The organism is uncultured Vagococcus sp., assembly GCF_963518325.1.
In the GTDB taxonomy this organism is placed as follows: Bacteria; Bacillota; Bacilli; order Lactobacillales; family Vagococcaceae; genus Vagococcus_D.
Genome location: NZ_CAUQJB010000019.1, coordinates 65,312 through 88,347, shown reverse-complemented (window position 1 = coordinate 88,347; position 23,036 = coordinate 65,312). Strand labels below are relative to the sequence as shown.

The following is a 23,036-nucleotide window of genomic DNA, read 5'->3' as shown; positions in this document are numbered from 1 at the left end:
AAGAAATTAATGTTAAAAGTCCTGATGGAAAATTAGTTACATGGATGGAAATTAACCTTGATGGTAAGCTAATAGGTTTGGTTGATAAAACTTGTCTGGAACCTAGTACAATAATACTATCTACAAAAGATGTATTATATGGTGGAACGTTAAAACCTGGTGGTATTTATGATAAGCCTTGGGCATATTATGGTGCCAAACACTTAGGGAATACTTCAAGCATGCCAGGAAAAGTAGTTACAGTTACGAAAGAAATTAATGTTAAAAGTCCTGATGGAAAATTAGTTACATGGATGGAAATTAATCTTGATGGTAAATTAATAGGTTTGGTTGATAAAACTTGTCTGGAACCTAGTACAATAATACTGTCCACAAAAGATGTGTTATATGATGGAACGTTAAAATCTAGTGGTGGCATTTATGATAAGCCTTGGGCATATTATGGCGCCAAACACTTAGGGAATACTTCAAGCATGTTAGGACAAGTGGTTAGGGTTGCCAAAGAAATTAATGTTAAAAATCCTGATGGGAAATTAGCTACATGGATAGAAATTAGCTCAGAAAATAAATTAATAGGTTTGATAGATAAGGAGTGTTTAGCTATTAAATAATTTTTTTCTGAATTATTTAAATAGAACACTGAAGGATTTTAAGGTTAGTCAAAGTGATTGGAGAAGAGCCCCACCTTACGCAAGAGTTATAAATCTTAAGGGAATGGTTGATTGCTATGATAAATCATAGGAAGGATAATTACTTTGTATGTGGATGGCTTGAAAATTACGGACTGGGTGAAAGGTAGTATGTTTGAATACCTACTTTATAATCAAGGTGTGCCAATTGGTTGGCTATTGTCACAGGATATTGTGGGAGGTTACGGCAGCAATTCATGTGGGGAAATTACAGCTGAAAGGTTGACATTATTTTGCTATATGGTGTGATTTTATGAGGGATTTGGAACCTATCAAAAATACAAGAAATTTAAATAGGCACAAAAAGATCTGATAATTCTTTATGATTTTTAATAATCATAAGGAATCGTCTTTTTTTGTGTACTTTCATCTTGAAATTAGCTATTATTAAGTTATGTGTTTTCAAATAACGGTCAATAAAGTGTTGAGTTAAAAGAAAAATTATCTAAAAGAGGTGAGAACAATTTATGAGTGTCGATATGTATGTGTCATCGTCTCAAAGTCAGGCTTCTAGTGTCGCGGCTATCTGTCGGCAACAAAAACAGGGCTATGAGCAATTGCAACGAGCGATTAATGACTTTGTTGTGGGTAGCCCACAATTGCAGGGAGCAGCTTATGATTCAGCTAAACAATTTTTTAATGCGGTCTTAATGCCATTATCAAAAGGTGGTATACTTTTATCAGAGGCGGTCATGGAAGCTTGTCAGAAATTCCCAGAAGAATATATGGCGAGTGTGGATAGTGGAGACTTGAAAGAATCAGATCTGAGAGAAAAGATTGATCAGCTGAACCGTCAGATGTCAGAGTTGTCTGATCTTCATGATCGTTTACAGAGCATGTTGTATCGTCAGCAACAAGAGGGTGCCTTAGATGGTTCCATCGCGTCACGAATGTCTGGCGCTCATTCATTGATGGCTACTTATGGACGAGCCAAGCAAAAGCTACAAGAGAAGCTAGATAAACTGTTAGATTTTAATGGTCGGTCGCCTGATATTTTTTCAGAGATAGATGGATTGAAACAAGATGTTGAAACGGGCACCGGAGTTGCTAATGTTTCTTGGAATTCTAGTTTAGGAACATTTACTATGCCAAAATCAGATAAAATGGGATGGGCAACAGCGATTGCTGATTCTTGGCTTATCCGAGAGAATAAAGCTAAGGGAATTGATCCAGCAAAAGTTGAAGAGTTAAAAGATTATGATATCTATGCAAAAGTTATTTATGATGTTGACGGTAACCCAAAAGTATTTTGGCAGTTAATGAAAGATGGAAAAGGAATTAAAAATAAAGAATTATATCGATACCTTAAAAAAGCTGGTGAGTATCTAGATCCTAATATGTTTGAATTTATTTCATTGAAAGAATGGGATAAAATGGTGAAGGAAGGCTTTAAAAACGGAATTAATATCGAAAATGGCGATGAGTATAAAGGGGCTATAAAAGGAATTGTGGGCACCTCACAAGTTGTTGAAAGTGTTTATACTTGGACAACAGAATCGGAGTTAGCTCAAGCGTTACAAATATTAGGATTTACGTATGCTTCTTATCGGATAGCGTCGAGTACTAGCATTCCGAAAAATACTGGTGCTGAAAATCCAATGACTGGAAAAGATTGGAACAACTATTTTAAGGAAAAATATGGGGCTGAAAACGTTAAGTGGAAAAATCCAGCAAGTATAGATGAAATTATAGATACACCTAGCATTCTATATGATTTTCATCCTAAAGATGTTGCTGAAGTTATGAAAGATGCTGGATGGACCGTGGGGCCCTTAAAAAAAGGGGGAAGTGCAGGAGTTTCATTTGAAAATGGTGGAGGTTTTAGTATGAATCCACCGGCAGATGTAAGTGGGAGTTCAAGGTATATTCAGTATCATCCAGGTGGTGGCCATCATGGTGAGCTACCATATTATAAGGTATCTTCTCCAAAAAACGGGACCAAGAGGATTTATATGAATGGAATGGTGGTGAAAGAATGACTGATAATGTAGAAGAATTGACAATGATTTATGATAGATTGATTGAGAACATTCAAGATTTTTCAATGTCAGCAGATAAACAAATTGAAAAATTGAGAGGATTTGCTATTGCAGATGAAATAGCATCTGATTTTTCTGACATTACCTTAAAATATGCGAAGGAATTATTCGAAAATAACTGGATAACTTCTGACCAATATGGTCTTTTTCTAAATATAGATAGAGAATTAGAAGGTATGAATGGATATAAAGAACTATGGAATGAAGATTCTTTAAAGTATTCAGCTGAATGGGAAAAATGCAGACTAATGGGGCGGGAACTCCTCAAATCTTTAGGCTATTGAGGAATGAAACTATGAAAGAAAGGGACAACATTTTCGTTGTCCCCGATATTGTACCTACAGCTTCCGAAAGGGTCATAACTATTCGACTTGAGTAGCCAAAGAACTTAATTTTAACCGTATTATCCAGTCGATAAAGACCTATAAGTTAGCCTGCGGCGCTTTGGAAGGGGCTGTGCGTGTTAGTCTATTAAAAAGTGTCAAAACAAGATATTATAAAATGTTTCGTCTCTTTTTTTTGTATACGGCTAATGGTTAGTTTGGCAAAATTGTGATTGAATAAAAAACAAGGTGCGTAGTAGTTGTCGGACATAAAAGATAAAAAAATACTTGGTTAAATTGTTATTTTATTTTATGAAATGAAAAGAAAATCGTATTTTCAAACTTATTGGCTACCATTCGAACCCCAAAAGTTCATCTATAATCAACTCCCAAAAAAAAGAAACCCTGATTTCTCAAGGGTTTCTTCAAGATGCTACTCGATCCGGTTGCCCGAATGGAGGCGGCGGGAGTCGAACCCGCGTCCAAGCACATCGCCACTTCAATATCTACGTTCATAGTTTAATGCTTAAGTTTCGCTGAGAGTTCTGACATTAAACAAACATTGCTCTTCGCTAGTCTGATAATCTCTTCTAAACATTCCAGACGGAAACATTTAGCGTATCCCACTTAGTTTGAGACCCAGGTCCAGCACATGGGAGATGCTGGGAGGATCTTCGCCAACTGTTTTTAGGCAGCTAGAGCGAAAGTGTTTTCGTTTTTAGCAGTTATATTTAACTGTAACGTTTTTACGTAGACGTAACCTACGGAACGCAATTCAAGCTCGACTATACCTGTCGAATCCGTAACGCCCCCTTAATAAAATAAGGGTGTACGGTGTTGTACTGAAATAGTATAACACAAGTTTAATGAAAATTAAAGCCAGAGGACACCGAAAATTTTGTTCGGCATCCTCTTTTCTTAATAGATTAAATTATATTGACGTAAGGCTCTTAAAATACCACCTTCAGTATTTTTAGTGGTGATATACGTGGCAATCTCCTTTAATTCAGGTTTGGCGTTGCCCATAGCAATTCGATGATCACAGGCTTTAAGTAGGTCAATATCGTTTAGGCCATCACCAAAGCCATAGGTCGGAACGCCTTCAAGGCCGAGAGCTTTGACTAGTTCGCGAACACCTTTCCCTTTATTGCCCCCTTTACTAATAACATCAATGGAGTGAGGTCCATTGCGGAAAAAGGTCAGTTCAGGGAAGTTTTCTTTGTAAATGTTGTCGTGTTCTTCCCCGATTACCAATAACATGTTTAAATCACGCTCGCGATATAACTGGCTGTTAACAGCTGGAATAGGGGAGTGAATGAAATTATAGGTTTTGTCAACCATTGGTGTGTGCTTGGAAACAGTGATCAAATCTGGTGTATAAAAGCCGATTTCTTGTCCGAGTTCTTGAGTTTGGTGGTACATTCTTTCGCAGACGTCTTGGGGAATCAAGTCGCTGTAAACTTCTTTGCCTTCGAATAACACGTATTGACCATTCATCGTAATCAGTGAATCGATACCTGTTCGTTGGCTAATTTCCCGAACTTCAATGTTTGTGCGACCAGTGGCAATCACAGGGATGATATTATTTTCCTGTAACTCAATCATGGCTTCAATGATTTCAATCGTCACATCAGAGTGCTCGTTTAAGAGCGTACCATCTAAATCAAAAAACGCTAAACCTTTTACTTCTGTCATAAGTATAAATACTCCTTTTATAAGTGCTCTATTTGTCATCAATGAAAAAAACGCTACTCTTATCTTAGCAAAAAAACAACTTCAGTGCTAGGTTTTTCAGTTTAACAGTTTATGTTTGTTGAAACCTTTGCTAATAGAGTATACTAAAGACATAATTTAGTGGAAATTAGGGTAATCGTTGAAAGCTTTTTGAAAAAGTTGTGAAGAGTGTAATTTAATAAACGTTCTATAGTATAATACAAATTAAGCATGAAGTGAGGAGATTGTAAAATGAAAGTACTAATGATAGAGGATAATGAGTCAGTATCGGAAATGATGCAGATGTTCTTTTTAAATGAGAAGTGGGATGCCACGTTTAAATATGACGGCAAAGAGGGATTGGATGCCTTTTTGGAGGAACCTGATGCCTGGGATATGATTACCTTGGATTTGAATTTACCAACGATGGATGGAGTAGCAGTCTGCCGCGAAATTCGTAAAACCTCAAGTACCATCCCAATTATTATGTTAACCGCCCGTGATTCAGAAAGCGATCAAGTGATTGGCTTGGAGATGGGGGCCGATGATTATGTGACCAAGCCTTTTAGTCCCTTAACCTTAATCGCGAGAATCAAAGCACTTCACCGTCGAGCAGAATTAGTGGATGGTACTGGCAGTAGCGAAGGTGAAAACAGTGATTTTGATATTGCGACGGATCACTTTAAAATGAATACTAAAACACGAGAGGCATATTTAGACGAGGAATTGATTGAAGGGTTAACACCGAAAGAATTTGACTTATTGTATACCTTAGCCAAGAAACCTCGCCAAGTCTTTTCTCGGGAACAGTTGTTGGAAATGGTCTGGGATTACCAATACTTTGGTGATGAACGGACAGTAGATGCCCACATAAAAAAATTGCGTCAAAAAATCGAAAAAGTTGGCCCGCAGGTGATTCAAACAGTTTGGGGTGTCGGCTATAAATTCGATGACTCTGGAGTCGATGTTAAATGAGATACCTCTTTCAACAGATGATTGCCTTTTGGGCAATCATTTTGACTATTTTGATTGTGGTGGGAGTCTCTTTCACCCAGTTTACCAAGCGAACGATTCTGACTAATACTTATGATCAGATGCAGGCTTATGCCGACTCCATTCAGGAAAATAGTCAGGAAGATCCGAGTATGCTAAATAATAGTTTGCTGCTAACTGAATTAGCGTTAAAAAATCAAAATATTAATTTCTTTTATATTAATGCCGATAAAGTGGTGGAATACCCAAGTGAAAAACAAGGCCAAGAAGTTAACTTTATTTCTAAGCAAAATTGGAAAAAAGTGAAAAAGGGAGAAGGAATTTCAACATCGGTGGAATTTACTACTAGCAATAATAAGATGCACATGGCCATGGTCTTGAAACCTCTTTTTGTCTTTAATAAAGCGACCAATGAAAGTCAGTTTTATGGGGCTATTGCCGTCTTGCAGCCGACTAGTAATATTGAAAACAGCATGAGTGGCTTGACAGAAAATCTTTTTAAGGCTTTCTTGATTTCGAGTATCTTTTCCTTGATTTTTAGCTACATGCTAGCTCAATTCCAAGTCAACCGGATTAATCGAATGAAAAAAGCTGCACGCCAAATTGCAGAAGGCAATTTTGATGTTAACTTGGAAGTGAAAAGTAATGATGAACTGGATGAACTTGCCACTGACTTTAATCGCATGGCTCAAGCTCTTAAAGAATCCAATGAAGAAATAGAGCGACAAGAAGATCGACGACGTCAATTTATGGCAGACGCTGCTCATGAAATGCGCACGCCACTGACGACGATTAACGGCTTACTTGAAGGCATTGCCTATAATGCAATTCCTAAAGATCAAGAAGAAAAATGTATTCAATTGATGCGGAATGAAACCACTCGTTTAATACGCTTAGTCAATGAAAACCTGGATTATGAAAAAATTAGAACCAATCAAATTAGTATGGTTATTCAAAAGTTTAGCGCCACTGATACATTGAAACAGGTTGTGCAGCAACTGCAAGGGAAAGCTGAAGCATCCGGCAATCAACTAAGCTTGACGACGGAGGATGACATCGAAGTTTATGCTGATTATGATCGTTTCGTACAAATCATGGTCAACATTATTCAAAATGCCATTCAATTTACTCAAGACGGTGAGATTACGGTGTCGGTAGAGCGAGGCTATTTGGAAACCACAGTTAAAATAAGTGATACAGGAATTGGAATGACAGAAGAAGAGGTTCAAAATATTTGGGAACGGTATTATAAAGTGGATCCTTCTCGAAAAAATACCAAGTACGGTGAGTCAGGGTTAGGTCTATCGATTGTTCATCAACTTGTCAAACTGCATAAAGGAACCATTAGTGTTGAAAGTCAAAAAGACGTTGGTACCACTTTTATTGTGACCTTCCCAGATGAGGAAGTTAGAGAGCTGATTGAAGAGCCAACGGAGTCACAGTAAGTTATAGCAGAGCAGGCTGTTTTAGACAGTCTGCTCTTTGGTGAAGAATTTCTAATGAACATGCTGTATTGATATACGTAAGACGATTTTTTTGATACACTAAGACCAGAGAAGAACGTAAAGGTGGTAACATGCAAGATAATTATAATTACCCACTAGATATTGAGTGGACTCAAGAAGAAATGCTGGCTGTAATGGCTATGTGGCAGACATTGGAAGATGTTTATGAAACAGGATTACCAGCCGCCCAATTGATGAAAGTCTATCAGGAATTTAAATCAGTCGTGAAGAGTATTGGTGAGGAACGTAAACTTGGTCGGGATTTCGAAGCCGTGTCGGGTTATTCATTGTATCGTGCTGTTCAAGCCGCAAAAGCAACGCCTGATAAAGTAATCAAAATGAAAGGAGCTTAAGAGGATGAGTCAGCAGCAAATGGTTGAAGAAATTAAAGGTTGGGTCTACGAAGCAGGGGAACGGATTAAAGAAAAACTTCAATCGCCCTTAATTGTAGAAGAAAAAGCCAATAAATCTGATTTAGTTACCAATGTTGATAAAGAGACTGAAGCTTTTTTCATTAATAAGATTCGCCAACATTATCCCGACGATCAAATTTTGGGAGAAGAAGGCTTGGCAGATCAAGTGACTGATTTTGGTGGCAGAGTTTGGGTCATCGATCCAATTGACGGTACCTTGAACTTTGTCAAACAACAAGATAATTTTTGCACGATGATTGCCGTTTACGAAGAGGGAATTGGACAGCTTGGTTTTATTTACGAAATCATGCGGGATGAACTGCTTTGGGGTGGTAAGGGAATCGGCGTCTTTTTAAATGATCAGGAGATTAAGGATGTTCCTGATATGACCTTGGAAAAAGGCTTGATAAGTGTTAATACCCACATGTTTTTAAGAAATACCTATGAAACCCAGACTGTTGCCATGAAATCATTAGGCGTTAGAATGATTGGTTGTGCAGGCATTGGGTTTAAAGAATTAATCAAAGGCAATCAGACTGCCTATATTAGCAATCTTCAACCTTGGGATTATGCTCCGGCTAAAGTGCTAATCGAAGAATTAGGACTTAAAATTATTGCATTAAATGGTGAACCCTTGGATTTAAGGCAAAAAGTACCCATATTAGGTGCTACGCCGGCGACCTTTGAGGAAATTCAAAACCGCCAAAACTAAGCTTTTACCAACTATTTTGATGCAACTCGTAACTTTTTTCGTTTTCTGAAAACTTTTTATTGTTTTTCATGAGAGTTTTTTGCTATAATGAAAAGTCGAGTTAATTTGAGATGGTCGTTTTAGTTAAGTTTTTTGAGCTACTCCTATTAATAATAGGACAATGTAGGTTTTAAAACTTATCTAGTAAGATTTAATGCTTTACATATAGTGAGGAGAATAAAAAAGTGAAATTTAGAGAAGATATTCGTAACGTCGCCATTATTGCCCATGTCGATCATGGGAAAACAACAATGGTAGATGAATTATTAAAACAATCCGATACATTAGATGGTCATGTTAGCTTGGAAGAGCGGGCAATGGATTCAAATGATATCGAAAAAGAACGTGGTATTACGATTTTAGCGAAAAATACTGCTGTTAGTTACAAAGGAACTAAGATTAACATTTTAGATACACCAGGACATGCGGACTTCGGTGGTGAAGTTGAGCGTATCATGAAAATGGTTGATGGTGTGTTATTAGTAGTGGATGCGTACGAAGGCACTATGCCTCAAACTCGTTTTGTATTGAAAAAAGCTCTGGAGCAAAAACTAATTCCAATCGTTTTAGTGAATAAAATTGATAAACCATCTGCTCGTCCAGCTGAAGTCATTGATGAGGTTTTAGAACTATTTATCGAACTAGGTGCTGACGACGATCAATTGGAATTCCCAGTTATTTACACATCAGGTATCAATGGTACTTCTAGCTTGTCTGAAGATCCAGCAGAGCAAGAAGAATCAATGAACCCTGTCTTTGATACAATTATTGAGCATATCCCTGCTCCTGTTGATAATAGCGATGAGCCGTTACAATTCCAAGTGTCTTTATTAGACTACAACGATTATGTTGGTCGTATTGGAATTGGTCGGGTGTTCCGTGGGAAAATTAAAGTTGGTGACCAAGTGTCATTGATGAAATTAGATGGTTCTGCAAAGAACTTCCGCGTCACAAAATTATTTGGTTTCTTTGGTTTAAACCGTGTAGAAATCACTGAAGCTAAAGCTGGCGATTTGATTGCCGTTTCTGGGATGGAAGACATCTTCGTTGGAGAAACCGTCACGCCAACAGATCATCAAGATGCTTTGCCAATCTTGCATATCGATGAACCAACTTTACAAATGACCTTCTTAGTTAACAATTCACCATTTGCTGGTCGCGAAGGTAAATTTGTAACATCTCGTAAAATCGAAGAACGTTTATTAAATCAACTGCAAACAGATGTGTCTTTAAAAGTAGACCCAACTGACTCGCCAGATGCTTGGATTGTTTCAGGTCGTGGCGAACTTCATTTGTCTATTCTAATTGAAAATATGCGTCGTGAAGGCTTTGAATTACAAGTATCGCGTCCTAAAGTTATCGTAAAAGAATTTGACGGCCGTAAATGTGAACCTTTTGAGCGTGTTCAAATCGACACTCCAGAAGAGTACATGGGTGGTATCATCGAATCCTTGAGCCAACGTAAGGGCGAAATGCAAGACATGATCCATACGGGTAATGGGCAAATCCGTTTGATTTTCCTAGCACCTGCTCGTGGCTTAATCGGTTATACAACTGAATTTATGTCAATGACTCGTGGTTATGGAATTATGCATCACACCTTCGATCAATATTTACCGATGATCCAAGGCGCAATCGGTGGCCGTCGTAACGGCGCTCTTGTTTCCGTTGACACAGGTAAAGCTACTACTTACAGTATTATGAGTGTGGAAGAACGTGGAACAGTCTTTGTTGAGCCTGGTACTGAAGTCTATGAAGGCATGGTTGTTGGAGCTAACAGTCGTGAAAATGACTTAGGTGTTAATGTAACCAAAGCTAAACAACAAACTAACGTTCGTTCAGCTAATAAAGATCAAACCAACGTCATTAAAAAACCAAAAGTAATGTCACTTGAAGAATCATTAGAATTCTTGAATGACGATGAATATTGTGAAGTAACACCAGAAAGCATTCGCTTGAGAAAACAAATTTTGAATAAGAGCGAACGTGAAAAAGCAGCTAAGAAAAACAAAAAAGCTGATTAATTAGCTAGTAACGCCAAAGATGATACAGTCTTTGGTGTTTTTTTGTTTAGAACACCAAATAACAGTCAGTTTAATTTTCACAAAGGAGAGACTTTGGATACAGATGTATGAAGAAAACGTTTAAATAGGCATTGAAGTTCTAACTATAGTGAAGTATAATGTTAGGTGTAATGAAAAGATTTTTACGAATTGTTCCAAAAAAGTACCCTTAATTAGTTTTTTGAACAATCGCTGTAAGGATGTTTAGTTACAAAGTAAAGTTAATGGAGGCTCTATGTAATGGAACAAGGTAAAGTGAAATGGTTTAACAATGAAAAAGGTTTTGGATTTATCGAAGTTGAAGGACATGACGATGTATTTGTCCATTTTTCTGCTATTCAGGGCGATGGCTTCAAATCGTTAGAAGAAGGTCAAGAAGTTGAGTTCTCAGTTGTTGAAGGTGAAAGAGGCCCTCAAGCTGCTGATGTCACAAAGCTTTAAACGTTTATTTTAATCCAATTATCGAAAAAGTATCTTATCTGATGATAGGGTACTTTTTTTGCTTTTTAAAAAGAATTAAGTTGGGATTATTAGAATTTGTCTCTAAAAAAACCAAGAGCTAAAAGCTTTTGTTACTTTAATACTTTTTTAGGAGAAGTTTGCCACGAAATTTGCTATAATGGAAGAGATTGAAAAATGGGGTTGGCAGTGATTTAGTCAGCATTTTTTGATACAGAACAACTAGAGAGGACGTTATTGATGTCAACTAAAGATTCCTTAATAGGTGGAATGAATCCAAAGCAAAAAGAGGCCGTTCTCCAAACAGAAGGTCCATTGCTAATTATGGCCGGTGCAGGCAGTGGCAAAACCCGTGTGCTAACCCACCGAATTGCTTATTTAATAACAGAAAAAAATGTAAATCCTTGGAACATTTTAGCCATAACGTTTACCAATAAAGCCGCTAAAGAAATGAAGGAGCGTGTCAATAGTTTGCTTGTTAGTGGTGGAGAAGACGTATGGGTCTCAACATTTCACTCGATGTGTGTACGGATGTTACGTCGCGATGTCGATCATATCGGTTATAATCGCAACTTTACCATCATTGATGGTGGGGAACAGCTGACATTGATGAAGCGAATTGTCAAAGAACAAAATATTGATCCAAAGAAGTATGATCCCCGTAGTATTATTGGGATGATTAGCAATGCTAAAAATGAATTACAGACACCTGAAAAATATGCCGAATTAAATAATGGCTTTTTTGAGGCAATTGTGGCTAAATGTTATGCTGCTTACCAGAAGGAATTGCGCAATAATCAATGTATGGATTTTGACGATTTAATTATGTTGACCATTCGTTTATTCAACGAGCATCCAGACACCTTGGAGTATTACCAAAATAAATTCCACTACATCCATGTGGATGAGTATCAAGATACTAACCATGCGCAATACACCCTGGTTAATATGTTGGCAGCACGATTTAAAAATCTTTGCGTCGTCGGCGATGCAGATCAAAGTATTTATGGCTGGCGTGGTGCCGATATGCAAAATATTTTGGATTTTGAGAAAGATTACAAGAACGCTAAAGTAGTCTTGTTGGAGCAAAATTATCGGTCCACATCCAATATTTTAGCTGCCGCAAATCACGTGATTGAGAATAATAGCCAGCGTCGCGATAAAAAGCTCTGGACGGATAACCACGATGGGGAAAAAATCACCTATTATCGAGGAGAAACCGAGCGAGGGGAAACCCAGTATATCGTCTCAACCATTCAAAAAGAGATTGCTGAAAACGGTCGAAAATACGGTGACTTTGCCGTTCTTTACCGGACCAATGCCTTGTCACGGGTAATGGAGGAAATGTTACTTAAATCCAATATTCCCTATAAGATGGTGGGGGGGCACAAGTTTTACGATCGCAAAGAGATTAAAGATATTTTGGCCTATTTAAATGTGATTGCCAATCCCATGGATTCGTTAAGTTATGCTCGAGTCGTGAATGAACCAAAACGTGGCATTGGAAATACCTCTGTGGAGAAGCTCCGTGAGTTTGCCTCCATTCATGAATGGTCCTTGTTGGAAGCCTCAATCAATGTTGATTTAGCTAATATTTCCGGAAAAGCTGGCAAAGAACTAGCGGCCTTCGGAATGATGATTCAAGATTTACAGAAGATGGTGCCTTATTTATCGATTACCGAATTAGTACAGGAAACATTGAAGCGCAGTGGCTATGAGGATGATTTAAAGCGCCAAAATACGTTGGAATCACAAAACAGATTAGAAAACTTGGAAGAATTAATTTCTGTTACCCAGGAATTTGATAAACAACAAGCTGCTTCAGATGAAGAATTGGAGAATCCGGCAGATAAATTGACGATTTTCTTAAATGATTTGGCCTTAGTTGCGGATATCGATTCCTTGGAAGAAGAAACCTCTCAAGTCACCTTAATGACCCTCCATGCGGCTAAAGGGTTGGAATTTCCCGTTGTATTCCTATTGGGAATGGAAGAAGGGATTTTTCCTTTGTCGAGGGCGTTAATGGAAGAGTCAGAGCTAGAAGAAGAACGTCGCTTGGCTTACGTTGGCATTACTCGAGCGGAGAAAAAACTGATCATTTCCAATGCGTTTTCACGAACGCTTTATGGTCGAACGCAGTATAATCGTCCCTCACGTTTTATTGATGAGATTAATCAAGACTTGTTAGAAGGGGACGGTGGGGCTAAGTCGATTCAAAACCGCCAATCAACCATGACTGGTTCGGCTTCCCGTAAAGCTATTTATACGCAACCACAACAAACCAAGGTTTCCAGCAAAGTCGAAACTGGCGGCGATCAAGAAGCTTGGCAGCCAGGTGACAAAGTCCAACATAAAAAATGGGGCGTCGGCACCGTTGTTAAAGTGGGTGGAAATGCCAAAGATGTGGAACTGGATATTGCTTTTCCAGCTCAAGGCATCAAACGTTTACTAGCTGCCTTTGCCCCAATCGAAAAAATTCAAAAATAAAAGTAGCACCACACTGTGGATGAGCTTGAGGATAGGCTCATTCAAGGCAGTTGTAACCAGCATTTGCTGGAAGTGACAAGGTTAATGTCTAGCTTTCTAAATCAGCGATGTGACGAAGAGATAGCCAATCCGAGTATTGCAAGGATTGTTGCTCATACTAACCGATTTATAAAGCTTTTCCATAAGGAGGAAATACCGTGAAGCAAGAAGATGCGGTTTTAAGAATAGAAAAATTACGGAATGACTTAGATAAATGGAACACGGCATACAACGATGCGGACCAGCCCCTAGTAGAAGATCATATCTTCGACAAAGCGTATGCTGAATTGGTTGCTTTAGAGGCTGAATATCCTGAGTTCATCAACCCTGAATCCATTACGCAACGGGTTGGTGGGACGATATCAACTGGTTTTACAAAAGTGACCCATGACAGCCCAATGTTAAGTTTAGGGAATGCCTTTAATAAAGAAGACTTAGAAGCCTTTGATAAACGGGTTCGCAAACTGACGGAAATCCCGATTGACTATATGTGTGAACTGAAAATTGATGGCTTGGCCGTCTCCTTAAAATATGAAAATGGTCGTTTTGTTCAAGGTGCCACACGGGGCGACGGGCGCATTGGAGAAGAAATTACTGCTAATCTGAATACGGTGAAATCGATACCTCGCCGGTTGGCCAAACCCATGACGATTGAAGTCCGCGGCGAGTGCTACATGCCTAAAACCTCCTTTGCGGAATTAAACAAAGTTCGTGAGGAAAACGGTCATGAAGTTTTTGCTAACCCACGAAATGCTGCTGCCGGTAGTTTACGTCAGTTGGATACAAAAGTAGTGGCGGAACGTAACTTAAGTACTTTCTTATATTCAGTGGCGGACTTAGGTACTCTGCCTGTCGCAACTCAAAGTGCTGCTTTAGATGAGTTGGATCGTTTAGGGCTTACCACTAATCATGAGCGTCGGATTTGTCAGACCATCGATGAAGTTTGGGCGTTTGTTCAGGAGTTTCAAGAAAAACGGCCTCACTTGGATTATGAGATTGATGGCATAGTCGTTAAGGTAAACTCACTTGAAGCCCAACAAGAAATCGGCTATACCGTGAAAGCACCTCGCTGGGCGATTGCTTACAAATTTCCTGCCGAAGAAGCTGAGACGGTTGTTAATGAGATTGAATGGACGATTGGCCGAACAGGGGTGGTAACACCAACGGCCATTATGAATCCCGTTCGTTTAGCAGGAACTACGGTGGCACGGGCTAGCTTGCATAACATGGATTTGATTCGAGAACGAGATATTCGGATCGGTGACCATGTGATGATTCACAAAGCAGGGGACATTATTCCAGAAGTGACGAGAGTTGTCCTAGATAAACGTCTAGAAAGTAGTTTACCATATGAAGCCCCGACGACTTGTCCAATTTGTGACAGTGAGTTAGTTCATTTGGATGAAGAAGTTGCTTTGCGTTGTATCAACCCCATGTGTCCAGCGCAGATTAAAGAAGGCTTAAGCCATTTTGTCTCGCGGAATGCCATGAACATTGATGGACTCGGGCCACGGGTGATTGAGCAGATGTATGACAAAGAATTAGTGACAGATGTGGCGGACTTATACTCCTTAACAGCCGAACAATTGCTGACATTGGATAAAATCAAAGAAAAATCAGCTGAAAATTTACTGACGGCAATTGCTAATAGTAAAGAAAATTCCTTGGAAAAATTATTATTTGGTTTAGGGATTCGTCACGTAGGCGCAAAAGCAGGCCAGATTTTAGCGGAGAATTTCAAAACTATCGAAGGCGTAATGAATGCGACTGTTGAGGAAGTCACGCAAATTGATTCATTAGGTGACATCATTGCAGATAGCTTAGTGACTTACTTTGAAAAAGAAGAAGTTCATCAGCTAGTTGATGAATTACGTCAAGCTGGGGTTAATTTAACTTACTTAGGGGTGACGGCAGATGATCTTGCAGAAGTCAATTCACCTTTTAAAGATAAAACGGTGGTATTAACAGGAAGTTTAACTCACTTTAATCGCAATGAAGCCAAGTCTCGAATCGAAGCACTTGGTGGCAAAGTAACCGGCAGTGTATCTAAAAAGACTGACATTGTCGTAGCCGGTGAGGAAGCAGGCAGTAAGTTAACGAAGGCTCAGGAACTAGGCATTGATGTTTGGAATGAAGCCGAGATGGTCGCCGCAATTGAAGGGAGCACGACGCATGATGCGTAAAAAAATAGTCATTGGTTTAGTTGGTGCAGCCTTGCTTTTAGCAAGCTGCGGCAAATTGGAAAAGGGTACCTCAAATATTTCGCCCAATCAAGCAAGTGGCGATAAAACAGCTACAACAGGACAGCTAAATGACTCTTCTTATCAAGCTTTATTGGTTGATGGAAAATACAAGACCGGCAAGGCACGAGGGGTTTCCAAAAGTACCTTGAACAGTAACTATAATTTAGCGAATGTTGAAAAAGGCTTAATGGAGATGTCCAAAGGGGCGTATCCAGTGGATAAATACTTGTTTCAAGAAGGGCAATACATCAGTCGTGAGGTCATTATTCAGTTGATTAGTCGTCAAAGTGATGAGGCGCCTTTAGGCTTAAATCCAGCTGAGGGTGGCGGGCCGATTATCTTTGAACAAGTAGTGGAACAAAATTATTTAAGTAAAGAAAACGAGCAATTAGGTGGGGTAAGTTTAGGTATTGTCTTAAATTCAGTGGACTACAGCACTAACCCCCCTGTAGAAATCGACGACGCAACAGTTAACTCGGAAGGGCAACGAATCGCCAGCAAAGTATTGGAGAAAGTTCGGACGATTAAAGGGTTGGAGAATACCCCTGTGACCATCGGCTTGTTTAAGCAGGCCACTCGAGATGACATTGGCGGAGGTAGTTATTTTGCCAAGGCTACCAGTAAAAGCGGTAATGACCTAAGCGGCTGGGAAGATGTGAATGAAGCTTATATTGTTTTACCTGCCAAAGAAGGGGCGCAAAACAACGCCACTAACGATGGCTTGTCCAATAAATTCACCGATTTTAAAAATAGTGTTCAAAGTTTTTTCCCTAACTCAAGTGGTATTTCAGGTGTAGCAGCTTATCGGAACAATGAGTTACAAAAAATGACGATTATAATTGAAACAAAGTACTTTAGTGAAACGGAAATACTGAACTTTACTCAATTTATTTCGACCACAGTCGACACTATTTTTAATATTAATGCTAATATTGAAGTACAAATCAACACCTTGGAAGGGCCACAGGGATTTGTTGAGAAACAAGTTGGTTCCGATAAATCCGTTGGTCATGTCTTTAACTAAATCGAAGGACATCCGATAACTAATCAAGTAGTGTTATTTTATAGCTGATTGCATAAGAAGAGGGAAAAGTTACTTTCTAACGGGACCTGTTGAGAATAGCGGTGGCCATGGAGATGAAGTTTTTCATGGCAGGTTATTTTCTGGTCCTGATTTATCTAGCAATTAAATGACAAGAGTTTCAGCATATTACTGAAACTTGTGGTAAAATGGTTTCATGAAAATGAATGGAAAGAAGGCTAAGTATGGCAATTAGTGAAGAACAAATCAAACACGTAGCAAAACTATCTAAATTGGCTTTTCCAGAAGAAGAGCTTCACGGTTTTACTGAACAATTAGGTAAAATCATTGATATGGTGGAAACATTAGGAGAGGTCAATACAGAAGGCGTTCCTGTTACCACTAATGTTATTTATAATAAGAGTGTAATGCGTGAAGACGTGGCTGTTCCAGGCACGAATCGCGACTTACTAATGAGAAATGTACCTGAAAAAGAAAATGGCTATATCAAAGTGCCAGTAATCATTGAGAACGGGGAGGCTGGCGCGTAATGACAGAATTATATAATAAAGATTTAACGGAGTTGCACGATTTATTAGTGTCAAAAGAAGTAACCGCAAAAGAAGTAACGGAAGCAACCTTTAAACGAATTAAAGAGACTGAACCACAAGTCGATGCCTTTATTACCTTAAATGAAGAGCGAGCTTTAGCTTTAGCCACTGAATTAGATGATGCAGGTATCGATGGTTCAAAACCTTTGGCCGGATTGCCAATCGGGATTAAAGACAATATCGTGACAAAAGATCTGCTGACAACTGCCGGCAGTAAAATGTTACATAACTTTGAGCCAATCTATGATGCAACAGTCATGGAGCAATTACACTCAGCTGGTATGGTCCCTGTTGGTAAATTAAACATGGATGAATTTGCCATGGGCGGTAGTACGGAAACCTCATATTTCAAGAAAACCAAAAATGCTTGGGATCAAACGAAGGTGCCTGGTGGTTCATCGGGTGGTTCAGCAGCAGCTGTTGCGGCTGGTCAAATTGGCGCTTCTCTTGGTAGTGATACCGGTGGTAGTATTCGTCAACCGGCAGCCTTTAATGGCATTGTTGGTATGAAACCGACTTATGGCCGTGTCTCAAGGTTTGGGTTAATTGCTTTTGCCTCAAGTCTGGATCAAATTGGTCCCCTGACTCGAAATGTGAAAGATAATGCCTTGATCTTAAACGGGATTAGCGGTTGGGATAAACGGGACAGCAGTAGTGCTAAAATTGAGGTTCCTGATTTCACAGCAGGCTTAACTGGGGACATTAAAGGCATGAAAATTGCTGTACCAAAAGAATTTATGACCGAAGGCGTTGCACCAGAAATTCGTGAAGCCGTTGAAAAAGCGGTCGCTACCTTTAAAGAATTAGGCGCTACCGTTGAGGAAGTGAGTTTGCCTCACTCTAAATATGGAGTGGAAGTTTATTACATTATCGCATCTTCCGAAGCGTCTTCCAACTTGCAACGTTTTGATGGCATTCGTTATGGGTATCGTTCTGAAAATGTTAAAGATTTGGAAGATGTTTACATCAATTCCCGTTCTGAAGGTTTTGGCTTAGAAGTCAAACGTCGCATAATGTTAGGCACATTCTCATTAAGTGCTGGTTATTACGATGCCTACTTCAGAAAAGCAGGACAAGTTAGAACCTTAATTTGTCGTGATTTTGACGGGGTCTTTAAAGACTATGATCTAATCATTGGTCCAGCAACACCGACTGTTGCTTATGGATTAGGTGAAAATATTGAAGACCCAATTACCATGTACACGGCTGATGTCTTGACGATTCCAGTTAACCTAGCAGGTTTACCTGGTATGTCAGTTCCATGCGGATTAGTTGATGGTTTGCCAGTGGGACTCCAATTAATTGGGAAACACTTTGATGAAGCGACGATGTACAAAGCTGCTTATGCCTTTGAACAAGCGACAGATTTTCATAAGCAACAACCAGCTATTTTAGGGGGGCATGCATAATGAACTTTGAAACAGTCATTGGATTAGAAATCCACGTAGAATTAAAAACAGAGTCTAAAATCTTTTCTTCAGCACCGGCTCATTTTGGTGCTGAGCAAAATACGAATACAAACGTAGTTGATTGGAGCTATCCAGGTGTTTTACCTGTAGCCAACGAGCGAGCAATTGAATTTGCGATTAAAGCGGCTCTCGCCTTAAACTGCGGTATTACTCAAGAAACACATTTTGACCGTAAAAACTATTTTTACCCAGATAATCCGAAAGCTTATCAAATTTCTCAAGACACTCACCCAATCGGCCATGATGGCTGGATTGAAATTGAAGTGGCTGGCAAAAAGAAAAAAATCCGCATTGAACGGGTTCATTTAGAAGAAGATGCCGGCAAGAATATTCACGGTTCTGAAGGATTCTCATATGTGGATTTAAATCGTCAAGGCACACCATTAATTGAGATTGTTTCTGAAGCAGATATGCGTTCGCCAGAAGAAGCTTACGCCTATTTGGAAGCCGTTCGCTCCGTGATTCAGTTTACAGGTGTCAGTGATGTGAAGATGGAAGAAGGGTCCATGCGTTGTGATGCGAATATTTCATTGCGCCCTTATGGCCAAGAAGAGTTTGGAACTAAGGCAGAGATCAAAAACTTGAACTCCTTAAACTTCGTCCGTAAAGGTTTGGCTTTTGAAGAAAAACGTCAAGCAAAAGTCTTGTTATCAGGAGGCAAAATCGAGCAAGAAACACGCCGTTATGATGATGCCACTGGTGACACACTCTTAATGCGTGTCAAAGAAGGGGCCAGTGATTATCGTTATTTCCCTGAGCCAGATTTACCAGTTTTTGAGATCAGTGATGAGTGGATTGAAGAAGTTCGTGCTAGTTTACCTGAGATGCCAGCAGCTCGCCGTATGCGTTATGTCAAAGAGTTGGAATTACCTGAGTACGATGCGATGGTGCTGACTTTGTCAAAAGAAATGTCTGATTTCTTTGAAGCCACATTAGACAACGGGGCAGATGCTAAACAAGCTTCTAACTGGTTAATGGGTGAAGTATCGGCTTATTTAAACAGTGAGCATGTGGAATTACATGATACTAAATTGACACCAAGTAATCTAGCAGGCATGATTAATTTAATCGCTGATGGCACAATCAGCTCTAAAATTGCTAAAAAAGTCTTTAAAGAATTAATTGAAAATGGTGGCGAAGCGAAAGAAGTCGTTGAGAAAAAAGGCTTAGTGCAATTATCTGATCCAGCGCAATTATTGCCAATCATCAATGATATTCTGGATAATAACCAACAATCAATTGACGACTTTAAAAACGGCAAAGACCGTGCCGTTGGGTTCTTAGTTGGACAAATTATGAAAGCCACTAAAGGTAAAGCTAACCCAGGTGTGGTTAATAAACTTCTGCAAGAAGAGTTGGCCAAAAAATAGACAGCAAATAGTTTGTTGAGCTGACCTATTTACCATTAAAGAAGAAGGAGTACATTTCCGTGAAAGCTAGAGTGATTTATAATCCCACATCAGGCAAAGAAACAATCAAAAAAAGTTTACCTGATGTCTTGGACATTTTGGAAGGGGCTGGTTATGAAGCGAGTGCCTTTGCCACAACAGCCCAACCAAATTCTGCACAAAAAGAAGCTGAACGTGCTGCCTTAGCAGGTTTTGATCTGATTGTCGCAGCAGGTGGTGATGGCACGATTAATCAAGTCATTAATGGAATTGCTCCTCTTGAAAAACGACCTAAAATGGCCATTCTTCCAGGAGGAACAACCAACGATTATGCTCGAGCCTTAAAAGTACCTCGTGATAATATTGTCGAGGCCGCTCGTGTGATTGCAAAAAAACAAACCATTCGCATGGATATTGGTAAAGCAGATGATACCTACTTTATGAATATCGGTGCTGGTGGAAACTTAACTGAACTGACCTATGAAGTCCCATCGCAACTGAAAAGTGTTTTTGGTTACTTGGCTTACTTAGTTAAAGGGGCAGAGATGTTGCCTCGTGTTAAGCCCATAAATATGCGACTTGTATACGACGGTGGCGAGTACATCGGCAAAGCATCCATGTTTTTCTTAGGCTTAACGAATTCTGTTGGAGGCTTTGAACAAATCGCACCTAACGCTCAATTGGATGATGGCAAGTTTTCCCTAATTGTCGTTAAGACCGCAAATATTGTGGAAATTATGCATCTTGTGGCTTTAATGATCAACGGTGGCAAGCATGTTAATGATCCTCGCGTTATTTACGCTAAAACATCTAGTTTATACGCGGAAACCCTTGATGAAGGTGTCCGTATGATGATTAACTTAGATGGGGAATACGGTGGAGATGCGCCGATGCACTTTACTAATTTACACCAACATATCGAAATGTACGCTAACTTGGATAAAATTCCAGAAGAGGCCGTTACAGGAGATAATCACGATATGCTAGAAGTCTCAGATGCCTTTATTAAAGAAGTTGAGCATTTAACAGACGAAGATATCGATGGTGATGGAAAAGTGTCCTAAGGCAATTGTCTTAAACCTTAAATCTTAAGTGTCTATCTTCCAACAAGCAATCAGGTCAATCAGAACTGATTGCTTGTTTTAATTAGAAATAGGCGATAAAGATTGTATTTTACGCCGTTAGCCCTTAGAATAGAGAATGTATAGTTTCTATTAAATAATCACTTATCGTGAGAGTTTCGGCTTAAAAAGCTTAAGATATCGTGTTTTTACTGAGAAGTATCTGCCAGATCCAGAGGCATGATAGGCAGTGATTATTTTACGTGATGTATATAGATAAAAAAAGAAAAGAGTAAATAAATGAAAAACTTACCTGTAGAAAAGAATCAAACACTTAAAGTGGAAATTATTGACTTGTCCCATGAAGGTCTTGGGGTTGCTAAAGTTGATGGCTATCCGCTGTTTATTGAGAATACCTTACCTGGCGAAGAAGCAGAAGTGCTAGTGTTAAAAGCTGGCAAGAAATTTGGGTTTGCTAAAGTTGTCACCTTAACGAAAAAGAGTCCTGATCGTGTAGAAGATGTTAACGAAACGTTGATTAGAACTGGCATTGCGCCATTAAATCACATGACCTATGAAGCGCAACTTGCCTTTAAAGAGCAACAAGTGAAAAATGTTTTCCAACGAATTGCTAAAATGCCTGATGTGAAGATTCACCCGATTAAAGGCATGGACAATCCGTTAGAATACCGAAATAAAGCACAAATTCCTGTCCGTAAAGTAAACGGCGAGTTAGCTACTGGTTTTTTCCGTAAGAACAGTCATGACTTAGTACCACTTGAAGATTTTTATATTCAAGATAAAAAAATTGATGAAGCGATTATCGTGGTCCGTGATGTCTTGGAGAAATATGGCGTAAAAGCTTATATTGAAGAGGAAAATACCGGGAATTTACGTCATATTATCGTACGTCGTGGTCATTACTCTCACGAAATGATGATTGTGTTAGTGACACGTACGCCTAAATTATTTAACTACGAAAAAATGGTTCAGGAAATTCATTTGGCCTTGCCAGAAGTTGTGGCAATTGTTCAAAATATTAATCCGGATGCTACAAATGTTATTTTAGGTAAAACCAATAAAACCTTATTTGGTCAAAACTACATCACTGACCAATTATTAGGCAAAACATACCGCATTTCAGCCCAATCATTTTATCAAGTTAACACGGTTCAAGCAGAAGTATTGTATCAAACGGCCCTTGACTTTGCCAATTTAAAAGACACTGATACAGTAATCGATGCTTATTGTGGCATTGGGACAATCGGGTTGTCTTTAGCGGATAAAGTTGAAAAAGTTCTGGGCATGGAAGTTAACCCAGATGCTATCTCTGATGCGAAAATCAATGCTCAGATGAACGATATTACAAATGTTAAATTTGAAGTTGGGAAAGCGGAATACGTTATGCCAGCATGGTTAGCCGATGATGTGACAGCAGATGTCTTGATTGTTGACCCACCACGCAAAGGGTTGGCTGAAAGCTTTATTGACGCAGCGGTGGAACTAGCTCCTAAGAAAATTATTTATGTTTCTTGTAATCCAGCTAGCTTAGCTCGTGACTGCCAGTTATTTGCCGCTCACGGTTATGAAGTCAAGCAAGTCCAACCAGTGGATATGTTCCCACAAACGCCTCACGTTGAGGTTGTAGCCGAATTAGTTAAGAAATAGTTTTTTGTAAAATAGATCACTTGCCGAAAAAGCAGGTGATCTATTTTTTTGTGAATTCTTATTGTATAAATATTCTTAATTGGTGTATGTAACTAAGGGCA

The 23,036-nt window shown here is 39.1% G+C and carries 19 protein-coding genes and 1 other RNA gene; 18 read left to right on the top strand and 2 right to left on the bottom strand.

Features of this window, described 5'->3' with window-relative positions; genetic code table 11:
* The 4 genes from RWN13_RS15040 to RWN13_RS15025 all read left to right on the top strand — a co-directional run.
* Positions 1 to 611, top strand: a 611-nt coding sequence (locus tag RWN13_RS15040) for an SH3-like domain-containing protein (protein WP_314065288.1), incomplete at its 5' end; no start/stop codon positions are given.
* A gap of 144 nt (positions 612 to 755) precedes the next feature.
* Positions 756 to 938 (top strand): hypothetical protein, encoded by a 183-nt coding sequence (locus RWN13_RS15035; protein ID WP_314065286.1) that lies wholly within the window; start codon positions 756 to 758, stop codon positions 936 to 938.
* A gap of 218 nt (positions 939 to 1,156) precedes the next feature.
* Positions 1,157 to 2,668 (top strand): T7SS effector LXG polymorphic toxin, encoded by a 1,512-nt coding sequence (locus RWN13_RS15030; RefSeq protein WP_314065284.1) that lies wholly within the window; start codon positions 1,157 to 1,159, stop codon positions 2,666 to 2,668.
* Positions 2,665 to 3,012: a hypothetical protein gene (locus tag RWN13_RS15025; protein WP_314065282.1), complete on the top strand. Its 348-nt coding sequence runs from the start codon at positions 2,665 to 2,667 to the stop codon at positions 3,010 to 3,012. The genes RWN13_RS15030 and RWN13_RS15025 overlap by 4 nt, the downstream gene beginning before the upstream one ends.
* 491 nt (positions 3,013 to 3,503) lie before the next feature.
* Here RWN13_RS15025 and ssrA read toward each other — a convergent pair.
* Positions 3,504 to 3,864: a transfer-messenger RNA gene (ssrA, locus tag RWN13_RS15020) on the bottom strand.
* A 105-nt stretch (positions 3,865 to 3,969) separates the two neighbouring features.
* Positions 3,970 to 4,746, bottom strand: a complete 777-nt coding sequence (locus RWN13_RS15015) for a Cof-type HAD-IIB family hydrolase (protein WP_314065280.1) — start codon at positions 4,744 to 4,746, stop codon at positions 3,970 to 3,972.
* A 270-nt stretch (positions 4,747 to 5,016) separates the two neighbouring features.
* Here RWN13_RS15015 and RWN13_RS15010 point away from each other — a divergent pair, with 270 nt between their 5' ends.
* The 14 genes from RWN13_RS15010 to rlmD all read left to right on the top strand — a co-directional run bounded on the left by RWN13_RS15010 (position 5,017) and on the right by rlmD (position 22,935).
* Positions 5,017 to 5,739: a response regulator transcription factor gene (locus RWN13_RS15010; protein WP_314065278.1), complete on the top strand. Its 723-nt coding sequence runs from the start codon at positions 5,017 to 5,019 to the stop codon at positions 5,737 to 5,739.
* On the top strand, positions 5,736 to 7,202 hold the full coding sequence (locus RWN13_RS15005) for a HAMP domain-containing sensor histidine kinase (RefSeq protein ID WP_314065276.1): 1,467 nt from the start codon (positions 5,736 to 5,738) through the stop codon (positions 7,200 to 7,202). Before RWN13_RS15010 ends, RWN13_RS15005 begins: the two co-directional genes overlap by 4 nt.
* Positions 7,203 to 7,333: 131 nt before the next feature.
* The gene (locus tag RWN13_RS15000; protein ID WP_314065275.1) at positions 7,334 to 7,615 is read left to right on the top strand and encodes a UPF0223 family protein; all 282 of its coding nucleotides are present in this window, start codon (positions 7,334 to 7,336) and stop codon (positions 7,613 to 7,615) included.
* A gap of 4 nt (positions 7,616 to 7,619) precedes the next feature.
* A complete protein-coding gene (locus tag RWN13_RS14995) occupies positions 7,620 to 8,387 on the top strand; it encodes an inositol monophosphatase family protein (protein WP_314065273.1) in 768 nt (255 codons plus the stop codon).
* A gap of 224 nt (positions 8,388 to 8,611) precedes the next feature.
* Positions 8,612 to 10,450: a translational GTPase TypA gene (gene typA / locus RWN13_RS14990; protein WP_314065271.1), complete on the top strand. Its 1,839-nt coding sequence runs from the start codon at positions 8,612 to 8,614 to the stop codon at positions 10,448 to 10,450.
* A 279-nt stretch (positions 10,451 to 10,729) separates the two neighbouring features.
* Positions 10,730 to 10,930: a cold-shock protein CspD gene (gene cspD, locus RWN13_RS14985; protein ID WP_314065269.1), complete on the top strand. Its 201-nt coding sequence runs from the start codon at positions 10,730 to 10,732 to the stop codon at positions 10,928 to 10,930.
* 258 nt (positions 10,931 to 11,188) lie between these two features.
* Positions 11,189 to 13,435: a DNA helicase PcrA gene (gene pcrA / locus RWN13_RS14980; protein ID WP_314065267.1), complete on the top strand. Its 2,247-nt coding sequence runs from the start codon at positions 11,189 to 11,191 to the stop codon at positions 13,433 to 13,435.
* A gap of 197 nt (positions 13,436 to 13,632) precedes the next feature.
* A complete protein-coding gene (gene ligA / locus RWN13_RS14975; protein WP_314065265.1) occupies positions 13,633 to 15,657 on the top strand; it encodes an NAD-dependent DNA ligase LigA in 2,025 nt (674 codons plus the stop codon).
* A complete protein-coding gene (locus RWN13_RS14970; RefSeq protein ID WP_314065263.1) occupies positions 15,647 to 16,741 on the top strand; it encodes a CamS family sex pheromone protein in 1,095 nt (364 codons plus the stop codon). The genes ligA and RWN13_RS14970 overlap by 11 nt, the downstream gene beginning before the upstream one ends.
* 242 nt (positions 16,742 to 16,983) lie before the next feature.
* Complete coding sequence (gene gatC / locus RWN13_RS14965) at positions 16,984 to 17,289, top strand: Asp-tRNA(Asn)/Glu-tRNA(Gln) amidotransferase subunit GatC (protein WP_314065262.1); 306 nt, start codon at positions 16,984 to 16,986, stop codon at positions 17,287 to 17,289.
* Positions 17,289 to 18,758 carry an Asp-tRNA(Asn)/Glu-tRNA(Gln) amidotransferase subunit GatA gene (gene gatA, locus RWN13_RS14960; RefSeq protein WP_314065261.1) on the top strand — a complete coding sequence of 490 codons (1,470 nt, stop codon included), beginning with the start codon at positions 17,289 to 17,291 and terminating at the stop codon, positions 18,756 to 18,758. Before gatC ends, gatA begins: the two co-directional genes overlap by 1 nt.
* Entirely contained in the window at positions 18,758 to 20,188 is a 1,431-nt protein-coding gene (gene gatB / locus RWN13_RS14955; RefSeq protein WP_314065260.1) for an Asp-tRNA(Asn)/Glu-tRNA(Gln) amidotransferase subunit GatB, read from the top strand. Before gatA ends, gatB begins: the two co-directional genes overlap by 1 nt.
* 59 nt (positions 20,189 to 20,247) lie before the next feature.
* On the top strand, positions 20,248 to 21,270 hold the full coding sequence (locus RWN13_RS14950; protein ID WP_314065259.1) for a diacylglycerol kinase: 1,023 nt from the start codon (positions 20,248 to 20,250) through the stop codon (positions 21,268 to 21,270).
* A 297-nt stretch (positions 21,271 to 21,567) separates the two neighbouring features.
* Entirely contained in the window at positions 21,568 to 22,935 is a 1,368-nt protein-coding gene (gene rlmD / locus RWN13_RS14945) for a 23S rRNA (uracil(1939)-C(5))-methyltransferase RlmD (protein ID WP_314065257.1), read from the top strand.
* Positions 22,936 to 23,036: the final 101 nt, after the last annotated feature.

Bases quoted from the DNA above. Each gene is read 5' to 3' on its own strand.
- cspD (WP_314065269.1), top strand. From the start codon at position 10,730: ATGGAACAAGGTAAAGTGAAATGGTTTAACAATGAAAAAGGTTTTGGA.
- gatA (WP_314065261.1), top strand. From the start codon at position 17,289: ATGACAGAATTATATAATAAAGATTTAACGGAGTTGCACGATTTATTA.
- gatB (WP_314065260.1), top strand. From the start codon at position 18,758: ATGAACTTTGAAACAGTCATTGGATTAGAAATCCACGTAGAATTAAAA.
- RWN13_RS14995 (WP_314065273.1), top strand. From the start codon at position 7,620: ATGAGTCAGCAGCAAATGGTTGAAGAAATTAAAGGTTGGGTCTACGAA.
- RWN13_RS15015 (WP_314065280.1), bottom strand. From the start codon at position 4,746: ATGACAGAAGTAAAAGGTTTAGCGTTTTTTGATTTAGATGGTACGCTC.
- RWN13_RS15000 (WP_314065275.1), top strand. From the start codon at position 7,334: ATGCAAGATAATTATAATTACCCACTAGATATTGAGTGGACTCAAGAA.
- RWN13_RS14970 (WP_314065263.1), top strand. From the start codon at position 15,647: ATGATGCGTAAAAAAATAGTCATTGGTTTAGTTGGTGCAGCCTTGCTT.
- rlmD (WP_314065257.1), top strand. From the start codon at position 21,568: ATGAAAAACTTACCTGTAGAAAAGAATCAAACACTTAAAGTGGAAATT.
- gatC (WP_314065262.1), top strand. From the start codon at position 16,984: ATGGCAATTAGTGAAGAACAAATCAAACACGTAGCAAAACTATCTAAA.
- RWN13_RS15010 (WP_314065278.1), top strand. From the start codon at position 5,017: ATGAAAGTACTAATGATAGAGGATAATGAGTCAGTATCGGAAATGATG.
- pcrA (WP_314065267.1), top strand. From the start codon at position 11,189: ATGTCAACTAAAGATTCCTTAATAGGTGGAATGAATCCAAAGCAAAAA.
- RWN13_RS15030 (WP_314065284.1), top strand. From the start codon at position 1,157: ATGAGTGTCGATATGTATGTGTCATCGTCTCAAAGTCAGGCTTCTAGT.
- RWN13_RS15005 (WP_314065276.1), top strand. From the start codon at position 5,736: ATGAGATACCTCTTTCAACAGATGATTGCCTTTTGGGCAATCATTTTG.
- RWN13_RS15025 (WP_314065282.1), top strand. From the start codon at position 2,665: ATGACTGATAATGTAGAAGAATTGACAATGATTTATGATAGATTGATT.